Source organism: Streptomyces sp. H51 (genome assembly GCF_035656535.1).
Taxonomy (GTDB): domain Bacteria; phylum Actinomycetota; class Actinomycetes; order Streptomycetales; family Streptomycetaceae; genus Streptomyces.
The window spans coordinates 337,049-360,707 of the sequence record NZ_JAYMHD010000077.1; the positions used below are offsets into that span (position 1 = coordinate 337,049).

The 23,659-nt window shown below is 70.5% G+C and carries 23 protein-coding genes and 3 tRNA genes; 6 read left to right on the forward strand and 20 right to left on the reverse strand.

What is annotated here, in order from left to right:
- Positions 1-67 precede the first annotated feature (67 nt).
- From rpoB to VKA29_RS30450, 9 genes are all read right to left on the reverse strand, one after another.
- The gene (gene rpoB, locus VKA29_RS30410) at positions 68-3,553 is read right to left on the reverse strand and encodes a DNA-directed RNA polymerase subunit beta (RefSeq protein ID WP_324789196.1); all 3,486 of its coding nucleotides are present in this window, start codon (positions 3,551-3,553) and stop codon (positions 68-70) included.
- 559 nt (positions 3,554-4,112) lie between these two features.
- The gene (gene rplL, locus VKA29_RS30415; protein ID WP_324789197.1) at positions 4,113-4,496 is read right to left on the reverse strand and encodes a 50S ribosomal protein L7/L12; all 384 of its coding nucleotides are present in this window, start codon (positions 4,494-4,496) and stop codon (positions 4,113-4,115) included.
- A gap of 117 nt (positions 4,497-4,613) precedes the next feature.
- On the reverse strand, positions 4,614-5,144 hold the full coding sequence (gene rplJ / locus VKA29_RS30420; RefSeq protein ID WP_324789198.1) for a 50S ribosomal protein L10: 531 nt from the start codon (positions 5,142-5,144) through the stop codon (positions 4,614-4,616).
- A 296-nt stretch (positions 5,145-5,440) separates the two neighbouring features.
- Positions 5,441-6,361: a hypothetical protein gene (locus VKA29_RS30425; protein ID WP_324789199.1), complete on the reverse strand. Its 921-nt coding sequence runs from the start codon at positions 6,359-6,361 to the stop codon at positions 5,441-5,443.
- A 193-nt stretch (positions 6,362-6,554) separates the two neighbouring features.
- Complete coding sequence (gene rplA, locus VKA29_RS30430) at positions 6,555-7,280, reverse strand: 50S ribosomal protein L1 (protein WP_324789200.1); 726 nt, start codon at positions 7,278-7,280, stop codon at positions 6,555-6,557.
- 76 nt (positions 7,281-7,356) lie between these two features.
- Positions 7,357-7,791 (reverse strand): 50S ribosomal protein L11, encoded by a 435-nt coding sequence (rplK, locus tag VKA29_RS30435; RefSeq protein WP_031167035.1) that lies wholly within the window; start codon positions 7,789-7,791, stop codon positions 7,357-7,359.
- Between the two features lie 170 nt (positions 7,792-7,961).
- Positions 7,962-8,804, reverse strand: coding sequence for a transcription termination/antitermination protein NusG (gene nusG, locus VKA29_RS30440; RefSeq protein ID WP_324789201.1), 843 nt, complete (start codon positions 8,802-8,804; stop codon positions 7,962-7,964).
- 80 nt (positions 8,805-8,884) lie between these two features.
- Positions 8,885-9,169 (reverse strand): preprotein translocase subunit SecE, encoded by a 285-nt coding sequence (gene secE, locus VKA29_RS30445; RefSeq protein WP_324789202.1) that lies wholly within the window; start codon positions 9,167-9,169, stop codon positions 8,885-8,887.
- Positions 9,170-9,275: 106 nt separating this feature from the next.
- A tRNA-Trp gene (locus VKA29_RS30450) sits at positions 9,276-9,348 on the reverse strand.
- Positions 9,349-9,597: 249 nt separating this feature from the next.
- Between VKA29_RS30450 and VKA29_RS30455 the strand changes: the two genes are divergently transcribed.
- Positions 9,598-10,824 (forward strand): pyridoxal phosphate-dependent aminotransferase, encoded by a 1,227-nt coding sequence (locus tag VKA29_RS30455; protein WP_324789203.1) that lies wholly within the window; start codon positions 9,598-9,600, stop codon positions 10,822-10,824.
- A gap of 135 nt (positions 10,825-10,959) precedes the next feature.
- Positions 10,960-11,988, forward strand: coding sequence for an adenosine deaminase (locus VKA29_RS30460; protein ID WP_324789204.1), 1,029 nt, complete (start codon positions 10,960-10,962; stop codon positions 11,986-11,988).
- A 251-nt stretch (positions 11,989-12,239) separates the two neighbouring features.
- Here the strand turns inward: VKA29_RS30460 and VKA29_RS30465 are convergent, their stop codons facing one another.
- From VKA29_RS30465 to VKA29_RS30500, 8 genes are all read right to left on the reverse strand, one after another.
- Entirely contained in the window at positions 12,240-13,295 is a 1,056-nt protein-coding gene (locus tag VKA29_RS30465; protein WP_324789205.1) for a UDP-N-acetylmuramate dehydrogenase, read from the reverse strand.
- Between the two features lie 174 nt (positions 13,296-13,469).
- Positions 13,470-14,915, reverse strand: coding sequence for a DHA2 family efflux MFS transporter permease subunit (locus VKA29_RS30470; protein ID WP_324789206.1), 1,446 nt, complete (start codon positions 14,913-14,915; stop codon positions 13,470-13,472).
- 121 nt (positions 14,916-15,036) lie between these two features.
- Positions 15,037-15,606, reverse strand: coding sequence for a helix-turn-helix domain-containing protein (locus VKA29_RS30475; RefSeq protein WP_324789207.1), 570 nt, complete (start codon positions 15,604-15,606; stop codon positions 15,037-15,039).
- A 160-nt stretch (positions 15,607-15,766) separates the two neighbouring features.
- Positions 15,767-16,195 (reverse strand): MaoC family dehydratase, encoded by a 429-nt coding sequence (locus tag VKA29_RS30480; RefSeq protein WP_324789208.1) that lies wholly within the window; start codon positions 16,193-16,195, stop codon positions 15,767-15,769.
- Positions 16,196-16,202: 7 nt separating this feature from the next.
- The gene (locus VKA29_RS30485; protein WP_324789209.1) at positions 16,203-16,655 is read right to left on the reverse strand and encodes a MaoC family dehydratase N-terminal domain-containing protein; all 453 of its coding nucleotides are present in this window, start codon (positions 16,653-16,655) and stop codon (positions 16,203-16,205) included.
- 208 nt (positions 16,656-16,863) lie between these two features.
- Positions 16,864-17,028: a 50S ribosomal protein L33 gene (gene rpmG / locus VKA29_RS30490; RefSeq protein WP_003948671.1), complete on the reverse strand. Its 165-nt coding sequence runs from the start codon at positions 17,026-17,028 to the stop codon at positions 16,864-16,866.
- A gap of 90 nt (positions 17,029-17,118) precedes the next feature.
- Positions 17,119-17,191 (reverse strand) — tRNA-Met (locus VKA29_RS30495).
- A gap of 46 nt (positions 17,192-17,237) precedes the next feature.
- Positions 17,238-17,310, reverse strand: a tRNA-Thr gene (locus VKA29_RS30500).
- Positions 17,311-17,584: 274 nt separating this feature from the next.
- Between VKA29_RS30500 and VKA29_RS30505 the strand changes: the two genes are divergently transcribed.
- On the forward strand, positions 17,585-18,811 hold the full coding sequence (locus VKA29_RS30505) for an amidohydrolase family protein (protein ID WP_324789210.1): 1,227 nt from the start codon (positions 17,585-17,587) through the stop codon (positions 18,809-18,811).
- A 502-nt stretch (positions 18,812-19,313) separates the two neighbouring features.
- The gene (locus tag VKA29_RS30510) at positions 19,314-19,970 is read left to right on the forward strand and encodes an NAD(P)H-binding protein (protein WP_324789211.1); all 657 of its coding nucleotides are present in this window, start codon (positions 19,314-19,316) and stop codon (positions 19,968-19,970) included.
- A gap of 43 nt (positions 19,971-20,013) precedes the next feature.
- Here the strand turns inward: VKA29_RS30510 and VKA29_RS30515 are convergent, their stop codons facing one another.
- The 3 genes from VKA29_RS30515 to VKA29_RS30525 form a co-directional block, all read right to left on the reverse strand.
- Positions 20,014-20,226, reverse strand: coding sequence for a hypothetical protein (locus VKA29_RS30515; protein ID WP_324789212.1), 213 nt, complete (start codon positions 20,224-20,226; stop codon positions 20,014-20,016).
- Between the two features lie 83 nt (positions 20,227-20,309).
- Positions 20,310-20,783 (reverse strand): NUDIX domain-containing protein, encoded by a 474-nt coding sequence (locus tag VKA29_RS30520; protein ID WP_324789213.1) that lies wholly within the window; start codon positions 20,781-20,783, stop codon positions 20,310-20,312.
- A 47-nt stretch (positions 20,784-20,830) separates the two neighbouring features.
- Positions 20,831-21,082, reverse strand: a complete 252-nt coding sequence (locus tag VKA29_RS30525; RefSeq protein ID WP_324789262.1) for a hypothetical protein — start codon at positions 21,080-21,082, stop codon at positions 20,831-20,833.
- A 433-nt stretch (positions 21,083-21,515) separates the two neighbouring features.
- On the opposite strand from VKA29_RS30525, the gene VKA29_RS30530 reads away from it, so the two are divergent.
- The gene (locus VKA29_RS30530) at positions 21,516-21,719 is read left to right on the forward strand and encodes a cold-shock protein (protein ID WP_030173817.1); all 204 of its coding nucleotides are present in this window, start codon (positions 21,516-21,518) and stop codon (positions 21,717-21,719) included.
- 247 nt (positions 21,720-21,966) lie between these two features.
- Positions 21,967-23,571 (forward strand): DEAD/DEAH box helicase, encoded by a 1,605-nt coding sequence (locus tag VKA29_RS30535; RefSeq protein ID WP_324789214.1) that lies wholly within the window; start codon positions 21,967-21,969, stop codon positions 23,569-23,571.
- Positions 23,572-23,659 lie beyond the last annotated feature (88 nt).

The window sequence follows — 23,659 nt, forward strand, 5'->3', positions numbered from 1 at the left end:
AGTCTTGGGGTCTGATACGGGGGTCCTGGGGCCGGGAGCCTTCACCAGGAAGGCTCCCGGACTCCCGTCAGACCTCTTCGACGCTGCTCGGCTCGCGCCGGGACAGGTCGATGCCGAGCTCCTCCGCAGCGCGGAAGACATCCTCGTCGGTGTCACGCATCTCGATGGACATACCGTCGCTGGACAGGACCTCCACGTTCAGGCAAAGGGACTGCATCTCCTTGATGAGGACCTTGAAGGACTCGGGGATGCCGGGCTCGGGGATGTTCTCGCCCTTGACGATGGCCTCGTAGACCTTCACGCGGCCGGTGACGTCGTCGGACTTGATGGTCAGCAGCTCCTGGAGGGCGTAGGCGGCGCCGTACGCCTCGAGCGCCCACACCTCCATCTCGCCGAAGCGCTGGCCACCGAACTGGGCCTTACCACCCAGCGGCTGCTGGGTGATCATCGAGTACGGACCGGTCGAGCGGGCGTGCAGCTTGTCGTCGACCAGGTGGTGCAGCTTCAGGATGTACATGTAGCCGACCGAGATCGGGTCCGGGAACGGCTCACCGCTGCGGCCGTCGAACAGCCGCGCCTTGCCGGACGGGAGCACCATGCGCTCGCCGTCCCGGTTCGGGATGGTGTGCTGCAGCAGACCCGCGAGCTCGTCCTCGCGCGCGCCGTCGAAGACGGGGGTCGCGACGTTGGTGCCCGGGTCGACCTGGTCGGCGCCGATCGCCTGGAGACGCTGCGCCCACTCCTCGCCGAGGCCGGAGACGTCCCAGCCGCGGCTGGCGAGCCAGCCGAGGTGGATCTCCAGGACCTGTCCCGGGTTCATTCGGGACGGCACACCCAGCGGGTTGAGGATGATGTCGACCGGGGTGCCGTCCTCCAGGAACGGCATGTCCTCGATCGGCAGGATCTTGGAGATGACACCCTTGTTGCCGTGCCGGCCGGCGAGCTTGTCACCGTCGGTGATCTTGCGCTTCTGCGCCACGTACACGCGCACCAGCTGGTTCACACCGGGGGGAAGCTCGTCGCCCTCCTCGCGGTCGAAGACGCGCACGCCGATGACCTTGCCGGTCTCGCCGTGCGGCACCTTCAGCGAGGTGTCACGGACCTCACGGGCCTTCTCACCGAAGATCGCGCGCAGCAGGCGCTCCTCCGGCGTCAGCTCGGTCTCGCCCTTCGGGGTGACCTTGCCGACGAGGATGTCACCGGCGATGACCTCGGCGCCGATGCGGATGATGCCGCGCTCGTCGAGGTCGGCGAGGACCTCCTCGGAGACGTTCGGGATGTCCCGGGTGATCTCCTCGGGGCCGAGCTTGGTGTCACGGGCGTCGACCTCGTGCTCCTCGATGTGGATCGAGGAGAGGACGTCGTCCTGCACGAGGCGCTGCGACAGGATGATCGCGTCCTCGTAGTTGTGACCCTCCCACGGCATGAACGCGACCAGCAGGTTCTTGCCGAGCGCCATCTCGCCGTTCTGGGTGGCCGGACCGTCGGCGAGGACCTGGCCCTCGATGATCCGGTCGCCCTCGTTGACGATGACCTTCTGGTTGACCGAGGTGCCCTGGTTGGACCGGGCGAACTTGGCCAGGCGGTACGTGATGTACGTGCCGTCGTCGTTGGCGGTGGTGATGTAGTCCGCGGAGACCTCCTGGACCACACCGGCCTTCTCGGCCTTGACCACGTCGCCGGCGTCGACGGCGGAGCGGTACTCCATGCCGGTGCCGACGAGCGGGGCCTCGGACTTGATCAGGGGCACGGCCTGGCGCATCATGTTCGCGCCCATCAGGGCACGGTTGGCGTCGTCGTGCTCGAGGAACGGGATCATGGCGGTCGCGACCGACACCATCTGGCGCGGCGAGACGTCCATGTAGTCCACGTCGTCGCCGGGGACGTAGTCGACCTCTCCGCCACGACGGCGGACCAGCACCCGGGACTCCTCGAACCGCATGTCGTCACTGAGCGTGGCGTTGGCCTGCGCGATGACGAAGCGGTCCTCCTCGTCGGCCGTCAGGTAGTCGACCTCGTCGGTGACCTGGCCGTCGACGACCTTGCGGTACGGGGTCTCCACGAAGCCGAACGCGTTGACCCGGCCGTAGGACGCCAGCGAACCGATCAGACCGATGTTCGGGCCTTCGGGCGTCTCGATCGGGCACATGCGGCCGTAGTGGGACGGGTGCACGTCACGGACCTCGAAGCCGGCCCGCTCACGGGAGAGACCACCCGGACCGAGCGCCGACAGGCGGCGCTTGTGGGTGAGACCCGACAGCGGGTTGTTCTGGTCCATGAACTGCGACAGCTGGCTGGTGCCGAAGAACTCCTTGATGGAGGCGACGACCGGCCGGATGTTGATCAGGGTCTGCGGCGTGATCGCCTCGACGTCCTGCGTGGTCATGCGCTCGCGGACGACGCGCTCCATGCGCGCCAGACCCGTGCGGACCTGGTTCTGGATGAGCTCGCCGACGCTGCGCAGACGACGGTTGCCGAAGTGGTCGATGTCATCGGTCTCGACGACGATCGTCTGACCGCTGTCGCCGACCGTCTCGGTCTCACCGGCGTGCAGCTTCACCAGGTACTTGATCGTCGAGATGATGTCCTCGACGGTCAGGATGCCGGCGTCCAGCGGGGCGTCCGCGCCCAGCTTCTTGTTGACCTTGTAGCGGCCGACCTTGGCGAGGTCGTAGCGCTTGGGGTTGAAGTACAGGTTCTCCAGGAGCGTCTGCGCGGCCTCACGCGTGGGGGGCTCGCCCGGACGCAGCTTGCGGTAGATGTCGAGCAGCGCGTCGTCCTGGCCCTGGGTGTGGTCCTTCTCCAGGGTGGCGCGCATGGACTCGTACTCGCCGAACTCCTCGAGGATCTGCTCGGTCGTCCAGCCGAGCGCCTTCAGGAGGACGGTGACGGACTGCTTGCGCTTGCGGTCGATGCGGACACCGACCATGTCGCGCTTGTCGATCTCCATCTCCAGCCAGGCACCCCGGGACGGGATGATCTTGGCGGAGAAGATGTCCTTGTCGGACGTCTTGTCGATGGAGGAGTCGAAGTAGACACCCGGCGAACGGACCAGCTGCGACACCACGACACGCTCGGTGCCGTTGATGACGAAGGTGCCCTTGTTGGTCATGAGCGGGAAGTCGCCCATGAAGACCGTCTGGGACTTGATCTCGCCGGTCTCGTTGTTCGTGAACTCGGCCGTGACGAAGAGCGGGGCGGCGTACGTGAAGTCGCGCTCCTTGCACTCGTCGATGCTGTTCTTCGGCGGCTCGAAGCGGTGGTCGCGGAACGTCAGCGACATCGACCCGGAGAAGTCCTCGATCGGGGAGATCTCCTCGAAGATCTCCTCGAGACCGGACTTGGTGGGGACGTCCTGACCGGACTCCAGAGCCTCCTCGACCCGACTCTGCCAGGCGGTGTTCCCGAGCAGCCAGTCAAAGCTCTCGGTCTGCAGCGCGAGCAGGTTGGGAACCTCGAGAGGCTCCTTGATCTTTGCAAAAGAGATGCGCAGCGGGGCGGTGCTGGCGCCGTTGTTCGTATTCGCGGTCGAGGCAGTGCGCGAGGCGGCCAAGAGGGGGTCCTTCCGAGGGCTCGGACTCACTACGCGCGTACCGGTCCCTCTCCCGCGCACAGAGACAGAAATCCCAGTTCAGAGATCATCCGGTCATCGGTGCTCGAGCGAGGGCATGCCCCTGGTGACGGGCAGGGGACAGCTAACAGGCAGCGCAAAGGGTCAGTGTAGCCACTTGGCACACTGATGTCCAGCCCCGATTTTTCGTGACCCTCGTCGTCCTCAACGCCCTCGGCATGCTGCCCTCAACGCACGTTGATACTGCCCTCTTCGTCGTCGATCCATGCCTCGGATTCGGATCCTGTGACGACGCGTCCTGAGAATTGCGCGCTGCGTGCGGTTCGTCAAGGCCCCCTGCCCGGACCCTGGGCGGCCGGGAGCACAACGAAGATCACCCTACCCCCCGCGAACGCGGGTTCAAGGCAACCGTGGCCGCGCCCCCCGGAACGCGAAGGAGCGACCACCCGGATGGATGATCGCTCCTCGGTGCGTTCGCGTTACATCCCCGAGGGGGACGCGTTCAGCGGTCGCGAGAGTGCGGTACGGGACCGCGGAGGTGTTACTTGACCTCGACGGAGGCGCCGGCGCCCTTGAGGGACTCGGCGGCCTTCTCGGCGGCGTCCTTGGCGACCTTCTCCAGGACGGGCTTCGGGGCGCCGTCCACGAGGTCCTTGGCCTCCTTCAGACCCAGCGAGGTCAGCTCACGCACGACCTTGATGACCTGGATCTTCTTGTCGCCGGCACCGGTGAGGATGACGTCGAACTCGTCCTTCTCCTCGACGGCCTCGGCGGCCGGAACACCCGGGACACCGGCGGCCACGGCGACCGGGGCGGCGGCGGTGACGTCGAACTTCTCCTCGAACGCCTTCACGAACTCGGAGAGCTCGATGAGGGTCATCTCCTCGAACTGCGCGAGCAGGTCTTCCTGGCTGAGCTTCGCCATGATGGGCGATCCTTCCACTAATTCGGCTGGTGCCGGATGTACATGAGTGGCGGGCGTACGTTGGCCCGCTGTGACCTCCGCCGCCGTCAGGCGGCCGAGGTCAGAAAGCGAGCCGAATTACTCGGCACCGCCCTGCTCGTCCTGCTTGGCACGAAGCGCGTCCAGGGTGCGGACGAGCTTCGACGGGAGCGCCTGGAAGACGGCGGCAGCCTGGGACTGCTTGCCCTTCATGGCGCCCGCCAGCTTGGCGAGCAGAACCTCGCGGGACTCGAGGTCCGCAAGCTTCTTGATCTCGTCGGCGGACAGCGCCTTGCCGTCAAGGACACCGCCCTTGATGACGAGATTCGGGTTGTCCTTGGCGAAGTCACGAAGACCCTTCGCCGACTCCACCGGGTCACCGGTGACGAAGGCGACCGCCGTCGGACCGTTGAACAGGTCGTCGAGCGTCGAGATGCCGGCCTCGTTGGCCGCAATCTTGGTCAGCGTGTTCTTCACCACGGCGTAGGACGCGTTCTCACCGAGAGAACGGCGCAGCGTCTTGAGCTGCGCCACGGTGAGACCGCGGTACTCGGTCAGCACGGCGGCGCTCGAGTTGCGGAACTTGTCCGTCAGCTCGGCAACCGCGGCAGCCTTGTCGGGCCTCGCCATAGAGCCTCGGCCTCCTTCCGGGTGATTCGGACCGCGCGGACCCGAAGGAGGACTGGGGAAAACGAAACGCCCCGGCGCAGGCGCACGGGGCGGACTCGACCGGTCGTACGAGCGCTGAGCGCACGTACTCCGGGAGCTCTTCCACTGTCACCTGCGCGGGTCGCCCGCATTTTCAGCGGATCCTTCGGCCACCGCGCCCTCGTACGAGCGCACGGCAACGACCAGCGGTCTTTGGCTTCAGTAGGGAGAGTAGATACATCGCGCCCGTATAGCAAATCCGCCCGGGCCTGCCGGGATCAGGAGGTCGTGCCGGTCCCGGCCTGCTGCCGCACGAGCGTGGTGAAGTCCTCGGTGTCGCCGGCCGGGGGCCGGCCGGCGGAGACCCGCACGCCGTAGTCGCTGTAGTACGCGGTCTGGGTGTACTCGCCGAGCGCCATCCGGCCCTTCTCGACCTTCTTCACCAGCAGGTCCCGGTCGTCGACCCAGATGTGGACGGTCTCGGTGGTGACGCCGGCCTGGGTGAGCTGCCTCTTCAGACCGGCCAGCCGGTCCGCGTCGAGGCCGGGGTTCCCGGTGGTGAGGTCGGCGACGTCCACGGTGCCGGCGTAGTGCGTGGTGTTCTCGCCGCGCACCTTCTCCGTGCCGACCTTCTCGACGTCGCCGGAGGCCAGCAGCAGCTTCACCGACTGGTTGGGCGTGGCGTTCCGCATCTGGTCGCGGAGGAAGGCGCCGGAGCTGCCGCCGAGGTCGGCGAGGTCCGCGTAGCCGTACCGGATCCAGTGCTTGCCGCCCGCCTGCTCGGCGAACTTCTCGCCCATCTTCGCGTAGTAGGCGTCGGGCAGGTAGCGCGCCTCCATGGAGGTGGTGCCGAGCCCGCGCATGGAGTCGGCGACCCAGCCGTCGGTGTACGTGATGGTGAGGTTGCCGACGAGGCCGTCCCCCCAGCCCATGGCGCCTGCTGCCTTCATCGACATCATCGAGCCCATGGTCGTGACGGACTCGACCCTGGCGGACTCGGCCCGGTGGGTGGACCTCTCGGCGCTGCGCAGGGCCGCGACGGGGCGCACGTGCGCCGCGTTGCCGCCGGACGCGCCGTCGTCCCTGCCGGAGCCGCCGGAGGAGCCGGAGGAGCCGAGGGGACCGCAGGCGACCGCGCCCGACAGCACGCTCACCGCCGCGGCCGAGAGCGTCATGCGGCGCACCGTCGTGCTCTTCATTCGTCCCACTCCTGTGCGGTCGCGGTGCCGGCACGCCGGCCCGGCGCGCTGACGGGCGTGCGGAAAGACCGTACAGGCAAAGGCTGTTCGGAAGGACCGCACATGAACGGAGACGGGCCCCGCAACCCGAAGGTTGCGGGGCCCGTGCTCGCTGGACGCGTCCCTGACGCGGCTACCGGGGTGAGCTCGGGGCTCAGACGGCGGCCGGGTCCTCCTCGACGAGGAGGTTGCGGGTGCGGTTGGGGTCGACCGGGATGCCGGGGCCCATGGTGGTGCTGACCGCGGCCTTCTTGATGTAGCGGCCCTTGGCGGCGGACGGCTTCAGACGGAGGATCTCCTCCAGCGCGGCGCCGTAGTTCTCCACCAGCTTGGTGTCGTCGAACGACGTCTTGCCGATGATGAAGTGCAGGTTCGAGTGCTTGTCGACGCGGAACTCGATCTTGCCGCCCTTGATCTCGGTCACGGCCTTGGCGGTGTCCGGGGTCACGGTGCCGGTCTTCGGGTTCGGCATCAGACCACGCGGGCCGAGGACGCGGCCCAGACGGCCGACCTTGCCCATGAGGTCCGGGGTGGCGACGACGGCGTCGAAGTCCAGACGGCCCTTCGCCACCTCGTCGATCAGCTCGTCGGCACCGACGATGTCGGCGCCCGCGGCACGCGCGGCCTCGGCACGGTCACCGGTCGCGAAGACCAGGACCCGGGCGGTCTTACCGGTGCCGTGCGGAAGGTTCACGGTGCCACGGACCATCTGGTCGGCCTTGCGCGGGTCGACACCCAGACGGAAGGCGACCTCGACGGTGCCGTCGAACTTGGTCGTGGAGGTCTCCTTGGCGAGACGGACGGCCTCGAGCGGGGCGTAGAGCTTGTCCCGGTCGATCTTGGCGTCCGCAGCGCGGAGAGACTTGCTGCGCTTGCTCACTACTGCTCCTGTTGGTTCTTAGGAGTTGTGGTCAGGGCCGAGCAGGCCCTCCCACGACTTCTGCGGGTGGTGGAGGTCAGCCCTCGACGGTGATGCCCATGGAACGGGCGGTGCCGGCGATGATCTTCGACGCGGCGTCCAGGTCGTTGGCGTTGAGGTCGGGCATCTTGGTCTGGGCGATCTCGCGGACCTGCGCCTCGGTGATCTTGGCGACCTTGGTCTTGTGCGGCTCGCCGGAGCCCTTCTCCACGCCCGCGGCCTTGAGGATCATCTTGGCGGCCGGCGGCGTCTTGGTGACGAAGGTGAAGGAGCGGTCCTCGTAGACCGTGATCTCCACCGGGATGACCCAGCCACGCTGCGACTCGGTCGCGGCGTTGTAGGCCTTGCAGAACTCCATGATGTTGACGCCGTGCTGACCCAGCGCGGGGCCGACCGGCGGGGCGGGGTTCGCCGCACCGGCGTTGATCTGGAGCTTGATGAGCCCCGTGACCTTCTTCTTCTTGGGAGGCATAGCTCTCCGGGTCCTTTCGATTCGGGTCCTGCCGGCGCAAGGGACGCGACCCTGACGCAGGCATACCGCACAACGATAACGGGTATAGATGCGCGGCCAAAAACCGAGCAGGTCAGACCGACGCGCGAGCGTCCGCCTGACCTGCTCGTAAGCGGTTCGTCCAGGAAGAACTAGTTCTTCTGGATCTGGTCGAAGCTCAGCTCGACCGGGGTCTCGCGGCCGAAGATCTCGACCAGGCCCTTGACCTTCTTCGAGTCGGGGTTGATCTCGTTGATGGTCGCCTGCAGCGTGGCGAACGGGCCGTCGGTGACGGTGACCGAGTCGCCGACCTCGAAGTCCAGCACCTGGACCTCGACCTTGCGCTGCGGGGCCGGCTTGCCCTCGGCCTCGGCGGCCTCGCGGGCGGCCTTCTCCTCGGCCTCCGGGGCGAGCATCTTGACGATCTCGTCCAGGGTCAGCGGGTACGGGTCGTAGGCGTTGCCCACGAAGCCGGTGACGCCGGGAGTGTTGCGGACGACGCCCCAGGACTCGTTCGTCAGGTCCATGCGGACCAGGACGTAGCCCGGCAGCTTGTTCTGCTTGATCGTCTTGCGGTCGCCGTTCTTGATCTGGACGACCTCTTCCTGCGGCACCTCGGCCTGGAAGATGTAGTCCTCGACGTTCAGCGAGACGGCACGCTGCTCGAGGTTGGTCTTCACGCGGTTCTCGTAACCCGCGTAGGTGTGGATGACGTACCACTCGCCGGGAAGCGAGCGCAGTTCCTCGCGCAGGGCCTCGACGGGGTCGACCGGCTCGGTCTCCTCCTCGGCGGCCTCGTCCTCGGCTTCGTCGGCTTCGTCGGCTTCGTCGACGTCCTCGCCGGACTCGTCCTCGGCGGTCTCGTCCTCGACGTGCAGGGCGGCTTCCTCGGCAGCCTCGAACTCGTCTTCCTCGTCCGCGCCCTCGACGATGTCGAGCTCGTCATCCACCGACTCGTCGGGCTCGATGGCGTCGTTCAGGTTCGGGTCAGACACGGTGGCTGCTTCTTCCTGGATACATAGGGGTGGAACACGCGAAAGGGGCGCCGGTAACCACGGCGCCCTTCGCTCTCGGTTCAGCCGAAGACGTACTTGGCGGCGTGGCTGAGCCCATAGTCAATCACGGTCACCAGGGCGATCATGATGGCGACGAAGAAGATCACGACAGTCGTGTACGACGTGAGCTGGTTGCGCGTCGGCCAGACGACCTTGCGGAGCTCCGCGACGACCTGGCGGTAGAAAAGGGCGAGCCGCTTCAGCGGACCCTTCTTGGCGCGCTTGCCGCCCTTGCGGGCCTTCTTCTTCTCCTGCGCCTCGTCCTGGGCATCAGGCGTGTCGATGGAGCCCACGGCGTCCGCCATTCGTCCTCACCTGATTCCGGGTCATGGCCGTGCCGCGCCCGGTCTGAGCCGCACGGCGGTGCATTGCTGTACGTACATGCGCACACCCTGGCGAAGGTGTGTGTAGCAGGGCCGGAGGGACTTGAACCCCCAACCGCTGGTTTTGGAGACCAGTGCTCTACCAATTGAGCTACGACCCTTTGGTTGTCCCCCAACGTACCGCATCCCGGTGGGTGCTCGATGTGCACCGCCCGTGCGCGGCCCGTGTGAGGCCAACGAGGAGAGAGTGTACGTGTTCCGGGGCCGGTCGTCGAACAGAAAGTGCCTGTAGGGACTTTGATCGCGTCGGATCGCCCGGGCCGGTGGCCGGATCCGGACAGTTGTTCAGTCGCTGTTCAGTCTGTGAAACCCGCGTGCCGGGGGAGTTTCCGGTCTGAAACGATGGACTCATGAGCGCTGCAACCCCTCCCACCGAGCGCCGGGTCTCCGCCCGAGTCGGCGCGATCTCCGAGTCCGCCACCCTCGCCGTGGACGCCAAGGCCAAGGCCCTCAAGGCCGCCGGACGTCCGGTGATCGGCTTCGGCGCCGGTGAGCCCGACTTCCCGACCCCGGACTACATCGTCGAGGCCGCGATCGAGGCCTGCAAGAACCCGAAGTACCACCGCTACACCCCGGCCGGCGGTCTGCCCGAGCTGAAGTCCGCGATCGCCGCGAAGACGCTGCGCGACTCCGGCTGGGAGCCGGACGTCTCGCAGATCCTGGTCACCAACGGCGGCAAGCAGGCCATCTACGAGGCCTTCGCCGCGATCCTCGACCCGGGCGACGAGGTCATCGTCCCGGCGCCGTACTGGACGACCTACCCGGAGTCGATCCGCCTCGCCGGCGGTGTCCCGGTCGAGGTCGTGGCCGACGAGACCACCGGCTACCGGGTCAGCGTGGAGCAGCTGGAGGCCGCCCGCACGGACCGGACCAAGGTCGTCCTCTTCGTCTCCCCCTCCAACCCGACCGGCGCGGTGTACTCCGAGGCCGAGACCGAGGCGATCGGCCGCTGGGCGCTGGAGCACGGCCTGTGGGTGCTGACGGACGAGATCTACGAGCACCTGGTGTACGGCGACGCGGTCTCCGTGTCCCTGCCGGCGCTGCTGCCCGAGCTGCGCGACAAGTGCGTCGTCGTCAACGGCGTGGCCAAGACGTACGCCATGACGGGCTGGCGCGTGGGCTGGATCGTCGGCCCGAAGGACGTGGTGAAGGCCGCGACGAACCTGCAGTCGCACGCCACGTCCAACGTCTCCAACGTGGCGCAGGTCGCCGCCCTGGCCGCCGTCTCCGGCGATCTGCAGGCCGTGGCGAAGATGCGTGAGGCCTTCGACCGCCGCCGCAAGACCATCGTGCGCATGCTGAACGAGATCGACGGCGTGGTCTGCCCGGAGCCGGAGGGCGCCTTCTACGCGTACCCGTCGGTCAAGGCGCTGATCGGCAAGGAGATCCGCGGCAAGCGTCCGCAGAACACGGTGGAGCTGGCCGCGCTGATCCTGGAGGAGGCCGAGGTCGCGGTCGTGCCGGGCGAGGCCTTCGGCACGCCGGGCTACCTGCGGCTGTCCTACGCGCTGGGTGACGAGGACCTCGTCGAGGGCGTGAGCCGGATCCAGAAGCTGCTGGCGGAGGCGCGGGACTGACGGGACCGAAAGGTCCACGCGCGCGCCTGCGGGCCGCTTCCCCCTGAAGGGGAGGCGGCCCGTTTCTTTGTGCGGGCAACACCCCGTACGGGCAATCCGCTACCGGGACCGCGGGGCGTGCGGCAGGATCTTCGAATGGAGCGTGTACGTGATGTCTCTGAGCTGCCGAAGGCCCATCTGCACCTGCACTTCACCGGGTCGATGCGGCCCGCCACTCTGCTGGAGCTGGCCGACAAGTACGGCGTGCGGCTGCCCGAAGCGCTGACGGAGGCACTGACCGGCGGGGAGCCGCCGCGCCTGCGGGCGACCGACGAGCGCGGCTGGTTCCGGTTCCAGCGGCTGTACGACGCGGCGCGTTCGTGCCTGAGGGAGCCCGAGGACATCCGGCGCCTGGTGCGGGAGGCCGCGGAGGAGGACCTGAAGGACGGCTCGGGCTGGCTGGAGATCCAGGTGGACCCGACGTCGTACGCGCCGCGGCTGGGCGGTCTGATCCCGGCGCTGGAGATCATCCTGGACGCGGTGGAGTCCGCGATGCGGGAGACCGGGCTCGGCATGCGGGTCGTGGTCGCCGCGAACCGGATGAAGCACCCGCTGGACGCCCGTACCCTGGCCCGCCTCGCGGTGCGCTACGCCGACCGGGGCGTGGTCGGCTTCGGCCTGTCGAACGACGAACGCCGGGGCATGGCGAGGGACTTCGACCGCGCCTTCCACATCGCGCGGGAGGGCGGGCTGCTGTCGGCGCCGCACGGCGGTGAGCTGGCGGGGCCGTCCTCGGTCCGGGACTGCCTGGACGACCTGTACGCGCAGCGCATCGGGCACGGCGTGCGGGCGGCGGACGACCCGCGGCTGCTGAAGCGCCTGGCGGACCGGGGGGTCACGTGCGAGGTGTGTCCCGCCTCGAACGTGGCCCTCGGCGTCTACGAGAAGCCGGAGGACGTCCCCCTGCGCACGCTGTTCGACGCGGGCGTACCGATGGCCCTGGGCGCCGACGACCCGCTCCTGTTCGGCTCCCGCCTGGCCGCCCAGTACGAGATCGCCCGCCGCCACCACGACTTCTCGGACGAGGAGCTGGCGGAGCTGGCCCGTCAGTCGGTACGGGCCTCGGTCGCACCGGAGGACGTGAAGGCGAAGTTGCTGTCCGGCGTGGACGACTGGCTGGCCTGAGCCGGCCCGGCCCGCGTGGAGGGCGGGCGGGGGCGCGCGGGGGCGCGGGGTTCGCGCCGGGCGTGCGGCGGAGGCATCCGCGCCGACCGCACGGCGGAGGCGTCGGCGGGGTCGGCTTCGGCTTCGGCTTCGTCGGCGGCGGCGTCCAAGCCGATCCGCCCGGGTTCCTGCTCGGGCCGCCGGATGGCGGCCGGGCCGGCGTGGCGCGCGGTGCCACGGGCTGGACCGCCGTCCGGTCGCCGGCCGGGGTCCTACAGGGTGACGCCCACCGTCACCGGCTCGTTGACCAGCGTGACGCCGAAGGCCTCGCGGACGCCGGCCACGACCTCGCGGGCCAGCGCGAGGAGGTCCTCGGTGGTGGCCGCGCCGCGGTTGGTGAGGGCGAGGGTGTGCTTGGTCGAGATGCGGGCCGGACCGGTGCCGTAGCCCTTGGTGAAGCCCGCCTTGTCGATCAGCCAGGCCGCGGAGGTCTTGGTGCGGCCCTCCCCCGCCGGGTAGGCCGGCGGTTCCACGCCGTCGCCGAGCCGTTCCCGCACGCGCGTGTGGAAGGCGGCGAACTGCTCGTCGGTGAGGATCGGGTTGGTGAAGAAGGAGCCGGCCGACCAGGTGTCGTGGTCCTCGGGGTCCAGGACCATGCCCTTGCCGGCCCGCAGCTTCAGCACGGTCTCGCGGGCGGCCGCCAGCGGCACCCGGTCGCCGGGCTCGACGCCCAGCGCGCGGGCGGTCTCGGCGTATCTGATCGGCGCCGACAGCCCGTCCGCGTCCTCCAGCAGGAAGCGCACGCGCAGCACGACGTACCGCTCGGGGTCGGACTTGAAGCGGCTGTGGCGGTAGGAGAACGCGCAGTCGGCGTTCGGGAGGGTGACCGTCCGGCGTGCGGTGCGGTCGTAGGCGACGACCTCGGTGATCGTGGAGGAGACCTCCTGGCCGTACGCGCCCACGTTCTGGATGGGGGTCGCGCCCGCGGAGCCCGGGATGCCGGCCAGGCACTCGATGCCGGCGTATCCGGCCTCGACGGTACGGGCGACGGCGTCGGTCCACACCTCGCCGGCGGCCAGCTCCAGCCGCGCCCCGTCCAGCGAGAAACCCTTGGTGGCGATGACGAGCGCGGTGCCGGCGAAGCCCTTGTCGCCGATGACCAGGTTCGAGCCGCCGCCGATCAGCAGCAGCGGCGTTCCGGTGTCGTCGGCCTCGCGGACGGCGGCGATCACCTCGTCGTCGGTGGTCGCGGTGACGAGCCGGTCCGCGGGACCGCCCAGCCGGAAGGTGGTCAGCGGGGCGAGGGGGGCGTCGTGGAGTTCCTGCACGGGCCCAAGACTACGAGACGCCGCCGACAGCCCCTCCCCCCGCCGCATCACCGGCGGCAGGGCTTCACCACGCGCGCGTGCGGCCCGCCCGGTGGGCGGGCCGCGCGTGTGTGCGCGTTCGGCGCAGGCGTCGGCCTCGACGCGTCCGGCGCGGTGACCGAGCGCGTGTCCGGGTCAGCGCAGGGCGGGCTCGGCGACCGCGGCGGACGCCGGTTCCGACCGGCCGCCCGGGAGCTGCCCGGCGCGTCGCCGGGCGGGGATGAGCAACGCGGCCACCGCGGCGAGCGCGACCATCGCGGAGCCGGTGACCAGCGCGGGCCGCAGGCCGTCGACGAAGGCCCGCCCGGACTCGTAGCCGCCCTGGGCGGAGAAGATCGACGACATGACGGCGATGCCGAGCGCGCCGCCGACCTCGCGCAGCGCGTTGTTGGCGCCGGAGGCGATGCCCTGCTCCCCGGGCAGGACGCTGGACATGACGAGGTTGGCGGCCGGCGCGAAGTACAGGGCCATGCCGATGCCGCTGACGATCAGGCCGGGCAGCTGGACGGCGTAGGAGGCGTCGGCGGTGGCCACGGCGGCCATCCAGGCGAGTCCGGCGGCCTGCAGGAGGAGGCCGGTGGCTACGACGGGACGGCCGCCGACGCGGTCGGAGAGGAGACCGGCGATCGGCGCGACGAGCATCGGCATGCCGGTCCAGGGCAGCATCCGCAGGCCCGCCTCGGTGGGCGAGTAGCCGAGGACGCCCTGCATGTACTGGCTGAGCAGGAAGATCGAGCCGAACATGCCGAGGAACATCAGCAGGCTCGCCGCGTTGATCCCGGAGAAGGCGCGGGAGCGGAAGAGCCGCATCGGGAGCATGGGGTTCTCGGCGCGGGTGCTGTAGAGGACGAAGCCGACCACCAGCGCGGCGCCGGCGAACAGCCCGGTGAGCACCAGGGCGCCGGTCCAGCCGTCGGCGGGCCCGCGGACCAGGCCGTAGACGATCCCGAAGAGGCCGCCGCTGGCGAGCAGGGTGCCGGGGACGTCGAGCGGGGCGCCGGTGCCGTGTGACTCGGCGAGGCGCAGCCGGGCGAGCGGCAGCAGGGCGACGCCGAGCGGGACGTTCAGCCAGAAGATCCAGTGCCAGGAGACGTGCTCGGTGAGGCTGCCGCCGATCAGCGGCCCGGAGGCCACCGCGAGCCCGTTGACCGCGCCCCAGATGCCGTACGCCGTCCCGCGCTTGGCGGCGGGCACGGCCGCGGTCAGCAGGGTCAGCGTGAGCGGCATCATGATCGCCGCTCCGACTCCCTGGACGGCGCGGGCGATGATGAGGGCATCGATGCCGGAGGCCATGGCCGCGGCGGCGGACGCGCCGGTGAAGACGGTCAGACCGGCGAGGAAGAGGCGGCGCCGGCCGAAGCGGTCGCCGAGCGCGGCGCCGAACATCAGCAGGACGGCGAACGTGAGCGTATAGGCGCTCACGGTCCACTCCAGGTCGTCCAGGGCGCCGCCGAGGTCCTCGCGGATGGAGGGCAGCGCGGTGGTGACGACGAGGTTGTCGAGGGCCGCCATGAATCCGGCGACGCTGGTGATGACGAGGGCCCAGACTGCTCCCCCGCGACGTGCGGTCTGCTCTGGCATCGCTCCCCCTGAGGGCGTTCGGCTTCCGTGGCCGGCCGCCGATCCTTAGTTATTGATTACTAACTTTTACGCCCGTGAAAAGGCGCCCACGGCCGCCTTCCGGCTTCACCGCCGCTTGCCGCTACTTCTCCGGCCGGCCCTTGATCCGCGCCGACGGATACAGCCCTTCCCAGACCCGGTGGCCGGGAGGGAACCCCATGGCGACCAGGCAGTTGATGAGCATCCCGTACGCCATGAAGGTGGTGGTCTCCCCGGCGTCGGCGCCGAGCGGCAGGTGCACCGTGTCCCACAGCCGCATCCAGCCCGCCCGGACCTCCTCGCCGAGCTCACGGTCACCGGCCTGCTCGGCGGCGGCCACGGCGACGTACATCTGCATCTGCATCAGCAACTGCTCCGGCTGCTCCGCGATGGCCTCGGTGTACGCGTTGGCCATGGCGTGCAGCGCTTCTTCGCCCTCCAGCCCCTCGGCGGCCTGCTGGAAGGTGCGGACCGTGTCCTCCATGCAGCGCTGGGCCACCGCGAGGAACAGGGCCTTCTTGCCAGGGAAGAGCCGGAAGAGGTACGGCTGCGAGACGCCGACGCGCTTGGCGATCGCCTCGGTCGACGTGCCGTAGTAGCCGCCGCGGGCGAACTCGGCCGTCGCCGCGCGGATGACGCTCTCGCGCCTCTCCTCTGCGCTCATCCTGACCATGGATGAAAGTTAGTACTCAATCACTAACTACGTCAACGAGGACGCGGCCCGGGGAATCCACCGGCGTCCGCGCACCCGGACGCGGTGAGGGGTGCCCCGCTGCGGAGTGCGCCCCTCACCTCGCGCTGCTTCGTCACTTCGCGTCACTGCCGCCGGCGTCTCAGGCCAGCCGTACGACCGCCCGTGACATCCCGAGCACCTTCTGGCCCGCGCTGGTGGCCGTGAGGTCCACGCGGACCGTGTTGTCGTCGAGTTTGGCCGCGACCTTGGCGCCGACCTCGATCACGGCTCCCCGGTCGTCGTTCGGGACGACGACGGGCTTGGTGAAGCGGACGCCGTACTCGACGACCGCGCCCGGGTCGCCGAGCCAGTCGGTGACCACGCGGATGGCCTCCGCCATGGTGAACATGCCGTGCGCGATGACGTCCGGCAGGCCGACCTCCTTGGCGAACTTCTCGTTCCAGTGGATCGGGTTGAAGTCCCCGGAGGCGCCCGCGTAGCGCACGAGCGTGGCACGGGTCACCGGGAAGGTCTGGGCGGGCAGCTCGGTGCCGACCTCGACGTCGTCGTAAGCGATCTTCGCCGTCATCGGTTCCTCACGCCTCCTCTGCCGCACGGGCGACCAGCTTGGTCCAGGCGGTCACGACGTGCTCGCCGGCCTCGTCGTGGACCTCGCCGCGGATGTCCAGGATGTCGTTGCCGGCCAGCGACTTGATCGCCTCGATGGTGGAGGTGACGGTGAGCCGGTCACCGGCGCGCACCGGGCGGGTGTAGGCGAACTTCTGATCGCCGTGCACCACACGGTTGTAGTCCAGGCCGAGCCGGGGGTCCTGGATCACCTGCGCCGCGGCCTTGAAGGTGATCGCGAAGACGAAGGTCGGCGGGGCGATCACCTCGGGGTGGCCGAGCGCCTTGGCGGCCTCCGGGTCCGTGTACGCCGGATTGGCGTCCCCCACCGCTTCCGCGAACTCCCGGATCTTCTCCCGGCCCACCTCGTAGGGCTCGGTGGGCGGGTAGCTCCGCCCCACGAAGGACTGGTCGAGCGCCATGGCTCGGCACCTCCTGGTGTCTGCTGTTGTTTGACCTGGTGGCCCGCCCGCGGGCCACCCGCCGGGCCCGCCCGTGGGGCGGCCCGTGGGGCGGCCCGCCCTGCGGGACCCGTCCCTGCGGTTACCGGCCGGTTCCGGTCGGTAACCGGGACCGAAACGACACGAGGCCGCCCCCGACTGCGGGGGCGGCCTCGTGTACGAGCCTTGTTTATCGCGTTTCGCGGTGCGCGGTGTGCGCGTTGCAACGCGGGCAGTGCTTCTTCATCTCCAGTCGATCCGGGTTGTTACGCCGGTTCTTCTTGGTGATGTAGTTCCGCTCCTTGCACTCCACGCAGGCCAGCGTGATCTTCGGGCGGACGTCGGTGGCAGCCACGTGAGTGCTCCTAAGACGAACGGATGGACTGATTCAACGCAAGAAAGAGTAGCCGATCGAAGGACCGACCCCACAATCGGCTACTGTGAGTAGCGGTGACCGGACTTGAACCGGTGACACAGCGATTATGAGCCGCTTGCTCTACCGACTGAGCTACACCGCTTCGGTGGGATCGGGCCCCGCCTGACGGCGGGAACCTCTCTCACCAGAGCCCCAATACGGAATCGAACCGTAGACCTTCTCCTTACCATGGAGACGCTCTGCCGACTGAGCTATTGGGGCGAGCGATGAAGACATTACACGGTCCGCAGCCGTTCGCCCAAATCCGTTTCGCCGCCCCCGTCCGGGCGCGTCCCCCGGCCCTCCGGTGAGCCGCCGCGGCCGCTCCCGCACCCCGCGGGAGCACGCCGGATCGCACCGGACCACGCCGGTACGACTATTGCGCTCCTCCCCGCCGGGGACGGGTCACCGCCCTAGGCTCGACTCACTCTGCGTGATCTTGTGCCCCTGCGCAGTCCCCGGGCTTGCGCAACCCCGCCCGAGCCTCTGGAGCGCGATGCCCGACAGCCAGCCGCAGCCGCCCCGCCCGTCCGCCCTGCTGTTGTGCGGGGCGCGGCTGACCGACGGCCGGACGGTGGACGTGCGGTTGGGCGGGGGACGGATCGAGGCGGTGGGCACGGCGGGCAGCCTGACGGCAGGCGGGGTGCGGGGCGGCGGCACGCGCGTGGACCTCAGCGGCTATCTGCTCGTACCGGCCCCGGCCGAGCCGCACGCCCACGGCGACACCGCCCTGTCGGCCGCCGACGACGGCCCGGCGTCGTACGACCCCCACGACGTCCAGCGCCGGGTCACCGAGGCGGCGCTGCTGCAGCTGGGGCACGGGGCGACCGCGCTGCGGGCACACGTGCGCGTGGGCGACGTGCGGGGACTGGGCGCGCTGGTGGCGGTGGAGCGGGCGCGGCGTTCGCTGCGCGGGCTGACGGAGCTGACCGTGGTGGCGATGCCGCGGCTCCTGACGGGCACGGCGGGAGCGGACGGGCTCGCGATGCTGCGGGACGCGGTGAAGATGGGCGCCGACGTGGTGGGCGGCTGCCCGGACCTGGACCCGGACCCCATCGGGTACGTGGAGGCGGTGCTCGAGGTCGCCTCCGAGCACGGCTGCCCCGTCGACCTGCACACCGACGCAGTCGATCCCGCCCGTCTGGCCCGCCTCGCCGCGGTGGCGGGCGGGCTGCGCACCGGCGTCGCCCTCGGCCCGTGCGGCGGTCTCAGCCGGCTTCCGGCCGACGCGATCTCGCGCACGGCCGATCAGCTCGCGGCGGCCGGGATCACGGTGGTGTGCCTGCCCCAGGGCGGCTGCGGCGGCGCCGACCGCCGGGGCACGGCTCCGGTACGGCTGCTGCGGGCGGCCGGCGTGCGGGTGGCGGCGGGCAGCGGCGCGCTGCGGGACGTCTCGAACCCGGTGGGACGCGGGGACCCTCTGGAGGCCGCCTACCTGCTGGCCTCCCGCCACGCGCTTCGTCCCGAGGACGCCTATGACGCGGTGAGCTCAGCGGCACGGGCCGCTCTGGGCCTGCCCGAGGTACGGGTGGAGGCCGGCTTTCCGGCCGAGTTGCTGGCGGTACGCGGCGACCGTCTCACGGACGCGCTGTCGCTCGCGTACAGCCGGATCGTCGTGCACCGGGGGCGGGTGGTCGCGCGGACGAGCGCGGTACGGGAGTACTGCAGCTCGGCCGCGGCGGAACTGGGGCTGCCCCGGCAGGGGCGGGGCGAGCTGTCGTGAGGGCGCGGGCGGGCTCGGCCGGGCGGGCTCGGGCGCGCCCGGGCGTGCCCCGCTCGCCCGGGACGATCCGGCGCGTGCAGTGGTGCGCACGCCCGGCGTGCGGGAGGAGCACGCGCCCTGCTTGCGAGGAAGGCCACGCGCCCCGCTTACGGAAGGAGCACGCGCAGGACGGCTCGCGGTACGAGTGCGCAAGCCCGGCGTGCGGCGTAGGCGTGCCCGCCCGCGCGTGGCTCCGGGTTCACCACCTGGTCAGCTGCCCGGGTGCCTCGGCAAGCCAGGGGTTGTGCAGTGGAGGCGTACGCGCCCGGCGCGAAACCGCACGGCGCGTGCGCCGGGAGCAGGCGTACGGGGGGCGGGTGTGCGGGGGCGAGCGCCCGGCGTGCGGGAGGCAGGCGCCTGCGCTCGGCGCGTGCGCCGGGCGTCCCCGGGGGTGCGGGTGCCCCCGGGGACGTGGGCTCAAGTCATGCGGCGGATACGGCCGTCCGGGCGTACGGTCGGAGACATGCGCATAGTCATCGCTGGTGGTCATGGTCAGATCGCGCTGCGGCTGGAGCGGCTGCTCGCCGCGCGTGGTGATGAGGTCGCGGGGATCATCCGCCACGCCGAGCAGGGTGACGACCTGCGAGAAGCCGGCGCAGAACCGGTTCTTCTGGACCTGGAGTCGGTGTCCGTCGAGGAGGTCGCGGCCCATCTGCAGGGCGCGGACGCGGCGGTGTTCGCGGCGGGCGCGGGTCCGGGCAGCGGGGCGGCCCGCAAGGACACGGTGGACAAGGGGGCGGCCATCCTGTTCGCGGACGCCGCGGTCCGGGCGGGCGTGCGCCGGCATGTCGTCGTGTCGTCGATGGGCGCGGATCCGGCGCGCCGGGGAGACGACGTCTTCGACGCCTACCTGCGCGCGAAGGGCGCGGCCGACGCCCATGTGCGGAGTCTGGACGCCCTGGACTGGACGATCCTGCGCCCCGGCAGCCTGACGAACGACCCCGGCACCGGTCTCGTCCGGCTGGAGGCCCACACCGGTCGTGGCGCGGTCCCCCGCGACGACGTCGCCACCGTCCTCGCCGAGCTGGTGGACACCCCGGCGACGGCGGGCCTGGTCCTGGAGCTGGTGAGCGGGTCCACGCCGGTGTCGGTGGCGGTTAAGTCGGTGGCCGGGCCCTGAGCGGCCCCGCCGCGCCCGAGCGTTCGCGGTCGGTCGCGCCCGCTCAGAAGAGGGGCAGTTGCCCGGGGAACTCGGGCACGACGTAGCCGTCGAGCGTGGGCTGGGCCGCGTCGGATTCGGCCTGGCGGCGGGAGCCGGCGCAGGAGACGAGCATCCCGTTCTCGCGCGCCCCCGGCGGGTCGTGCCGGGCGAACCGGCCGGCCACGACGGCGATCTCGCGCCGGCATTCGGGGCAGCGTCTGCGACGAGTGGACATGTGGTCAGTGTGCCCCGGACGGAGGCGCGTCGGGGTGGCGGCCGGCCGCCCGCGCCTGACGCCGGCACTCGTGTCCGCGGGCGTCAGCCGATGTGGGGGGCGGTCCGCGTCGGGTCCAGGGCGTGGTCGATCCGCAGGCGCATGGTGGGGTGGATGTCCAGTCCGGCCAGGTCGGCCGGGTCGACCCAGCGGACCTGGGTGGTCTCGTCGCTCGTGCGGAGTCCGCCGCCCGTGGGGCGTGCCCGGAAGCAGATGCTGAACTGCTGGCGGACCTCCCCGTCGTCGTACCGCATCACGTGGCCGGGGTCGGTGTAGATGCCGGTCAGGCCGACGACCTCCACATCGATCCCGGTCTCCTCGCGGACCTCGCGGACCACCGTGTCGCTGATGGACTCCCCCACGTCGTGACCGCCTCCGGGCAGGGCCCAGCGTCCGTTGTCGGACCGCTGCACCATCAGCACCCGCCCCGCGTCGTCGCGCACGAGGGCCACGACGGCGGGCACGACGGAGTCGGCGGGCGGGGCTTCGGGGTCGTGCAGGTAGTCGATCCGTCCCATGCCGACGTGCCTACCACACGGCCCTGTCCCACGGCCCCCGCACGTGATCAGTGGGCGGCGAACTGCACGCGGGTGGGTTGCACGGCGTCCGGCCGGAGCGCGATGCCGTCGACGACCAGTCGTTCGCCGTGGATGTCGGTGATCCGCAGCCCGCCGCCGCACCCGCTGCCGTGCTCGGAGAGGAAGCAGTTGAAGTCGGTGCGGACCTCCCGGTTGCCGGAGCGGCCCGGCGTTGTTGCCGGAGCGGCCCGGCGTTGTTGCCGGAGCAGCCCGACGCTGCTGCCCGAGCCGCCCGGCACTGCTGCCCGAGCGGCCCGGCGTTCCTCTCTGGCAGGATCGCGGTGCCGGGAGATTGTGACCTTCGTCGCCGCAGGGCGTCCCGTGGGTGTCCCGCCGCATACCGGGCGCCGGTGGCGTCGGTGGCCGTACGTCCGGCTTCGCGGGAGGTCAGGGCTCCGCGACCGCCCGGCCGCCGCCAGGAAACACCGCGACCGGCGAGCCAATATCTGTGTTCGCGAAGTGAGAATTAGGCACGGCGCGCACCGAGTATTCCCGACCGCCGGACCAGGGCGAAATCATCGACAGTGCAGGGCCGGTCGCGCCATGCTACTGTCGATCTCAGTTGCAGGTGTGATTGCCAGAAGGTTCATTTCTTCCTACGGCGTCATCATCACGGCGACACGGAACCCGCACAGGGCGGATTCCCGACACCGCCTCCGAAGGAGAAATGAAATGGCTACTGGAACCGTGAAGTGGTTCAACGCGGAAAAGGGCTTCGGCTTCATCGAGCAGGACGGCGGCGGCGCCGACGTCTTCGCCCACTACTCGAACATCGCCGCCCAGGGCTTCCGCGAGCTGCTGGAGGGCCAGAAGGTGTCCTTCGACATCGCGCAGGGCCAGAAGGGCCTGACGGCCGAGAACATCGTTCCCGCCTGACATACCGCACCGTCACACACTTCGCAGTTGGGGCCCGCGCCTAGGGGTGCGGGCCCCGACTCGCTGTATTCAGGGGCGCCTGACGAAAGGCTCCTCCGCAGTACCGGCGGTGGCGCATTCTCCGTCACCCCGACCGTCGTACGACGACTTTGGCTCGTTCTCGCAATTCTCTGCGCCGCTCATTCGCTGCGGGAATTCCTTGCACGTGCCGCATCAATGCCATGTGCCGCGACAAGGAAGGTTCCGCATGAATCGCGCCCGCACGTCCCGCACCTACGACCGCTCCCGAGGGGGCTCCGGCGCCCACCGCTCCGGCTCTCCGCGCCGCTCGCGGGGGTACGGCAACCGACCGGCCGCGCCTGCCGAGTTCGCACTGCCGGAGACGGTCACGCCTCCGCTGCCCGCCGTCGAGTCGTTCGCCGAACTCGCCCTGCCGGCGCGGCTGCTGGCCGCGCTGGGTCATGAAGGGGTGACCGTACCGTTCCCGATCCAGGCGGCGACCCTGCCGAACTCGCTGGCCGGGCGGGACGTGCTCGGCCGCGGTCGCACCGGTTCGGGCAAGACGCTCGCCTTCGGTCTCGCGCTCCTGGCCCGGACCGCGGGACGACGCGCGGAGCCCCGGCAGCCGCTGGCCCTCGTCCTCGTTCCCACCCGCGAACTCGCCCAGCAGGTCACCGACGCGCTCACCCCGTACGCCCGTCCCCTCGGGCTGCGGCTGGCCACCGTGGTCGGCGGAACGTCGATCGGCAGGCAGGCGGGCGCGCTGCGGGGCGGGGCGGAGGTCGTGGTCGCGACGCCCGGGCGGCTGAAGGACCTGATCGGCCGTGGTGACTGCCGGCTGGACGACGTCGACATCACCGTCCTGGACGAGGCCGACCAGATGGCCGACATGGGCTTCATGCCCCAGGTCACCGCCCTGCTCGACCAGGTGCGTCCGGGAGGTCAGCGGATGCTCTTCTCGGCCACCCTGGACCGGAACGTCGACCTGCTGGTGCGCCGCTACCTCAGCGACCCGGTGGTCCACTCCGTCGACCCGTCGGCGGGCGCGGTCACCACGATGGAGCACCACGTGCTGCACGTGCACGACGCGGACAAGCACCGGACGACCACCGACATCGCGGCGCGCGACGGTCGCGTGATCATGTTCCTGGACACCAAGCACGCGGTGGACCGGCTGACGAAGCACCTGCTGAGCAGCGGCATCCGCGCCGCGGCCCTGCACGGCGGCAAGTCGCAGCCGCAGCGCACGCGGACCCTCACGCAGTTCAAGAGCGGGCACGTGACCGTCCTGGTGGCCACCAACGTCGCCGCGCGCGGCATCCACGTCGACAACCTCGATCTGGTCGTCAACGTCGATCCCCCCAGCGACCACAAGGACTACCTGCACCGCGGCGGCCGTACGGCCCGCGCCGGCGAGTCCGGCAGCGTGGTCACCCTGGTGACGCCCGATCAGCGCCGCGACATGAGCCGCCTGATGGCCTCGGCCGGCATCACCCCGCGGATCACTCAGGTGCGCCCGGGTGACGAGGAGCTGAGCCGCATCACGGGGGCCCAGACCCCCTCCGGCGTCCCGGTCGTCATCGCGGCGCCGGAGACGGAGAGCCCTCGCCGCGCGTCCTCCTCGTCACGCAGCCGCGGGGGGCGTGGCGGACGCGGCAGCCGCGGCGGCGGTGACCGTCGTGAGGCTCGTGACGCCCGCGACGGTGGCGGTAACGCCCGGAGCGGCGAGAGCGGCGAAAACGGCGGGACCGGCGGGACCGGTCGTGGGGAGCGCGCTGTCGAGGGCCGCCCGGCCGGTGAAGCGGCCCGTCGCAGGCCGCGGCGGCAGCGCGCCTACGGATCGGCCGCGTAACCGCCGTGCGGCGCCAGGCGCCTGCCGCGTTCGTACCTCTCACCCCGCCGGTTGTCCCGCTGGTCCAGCCGGTTCCACCCGTCCGGCC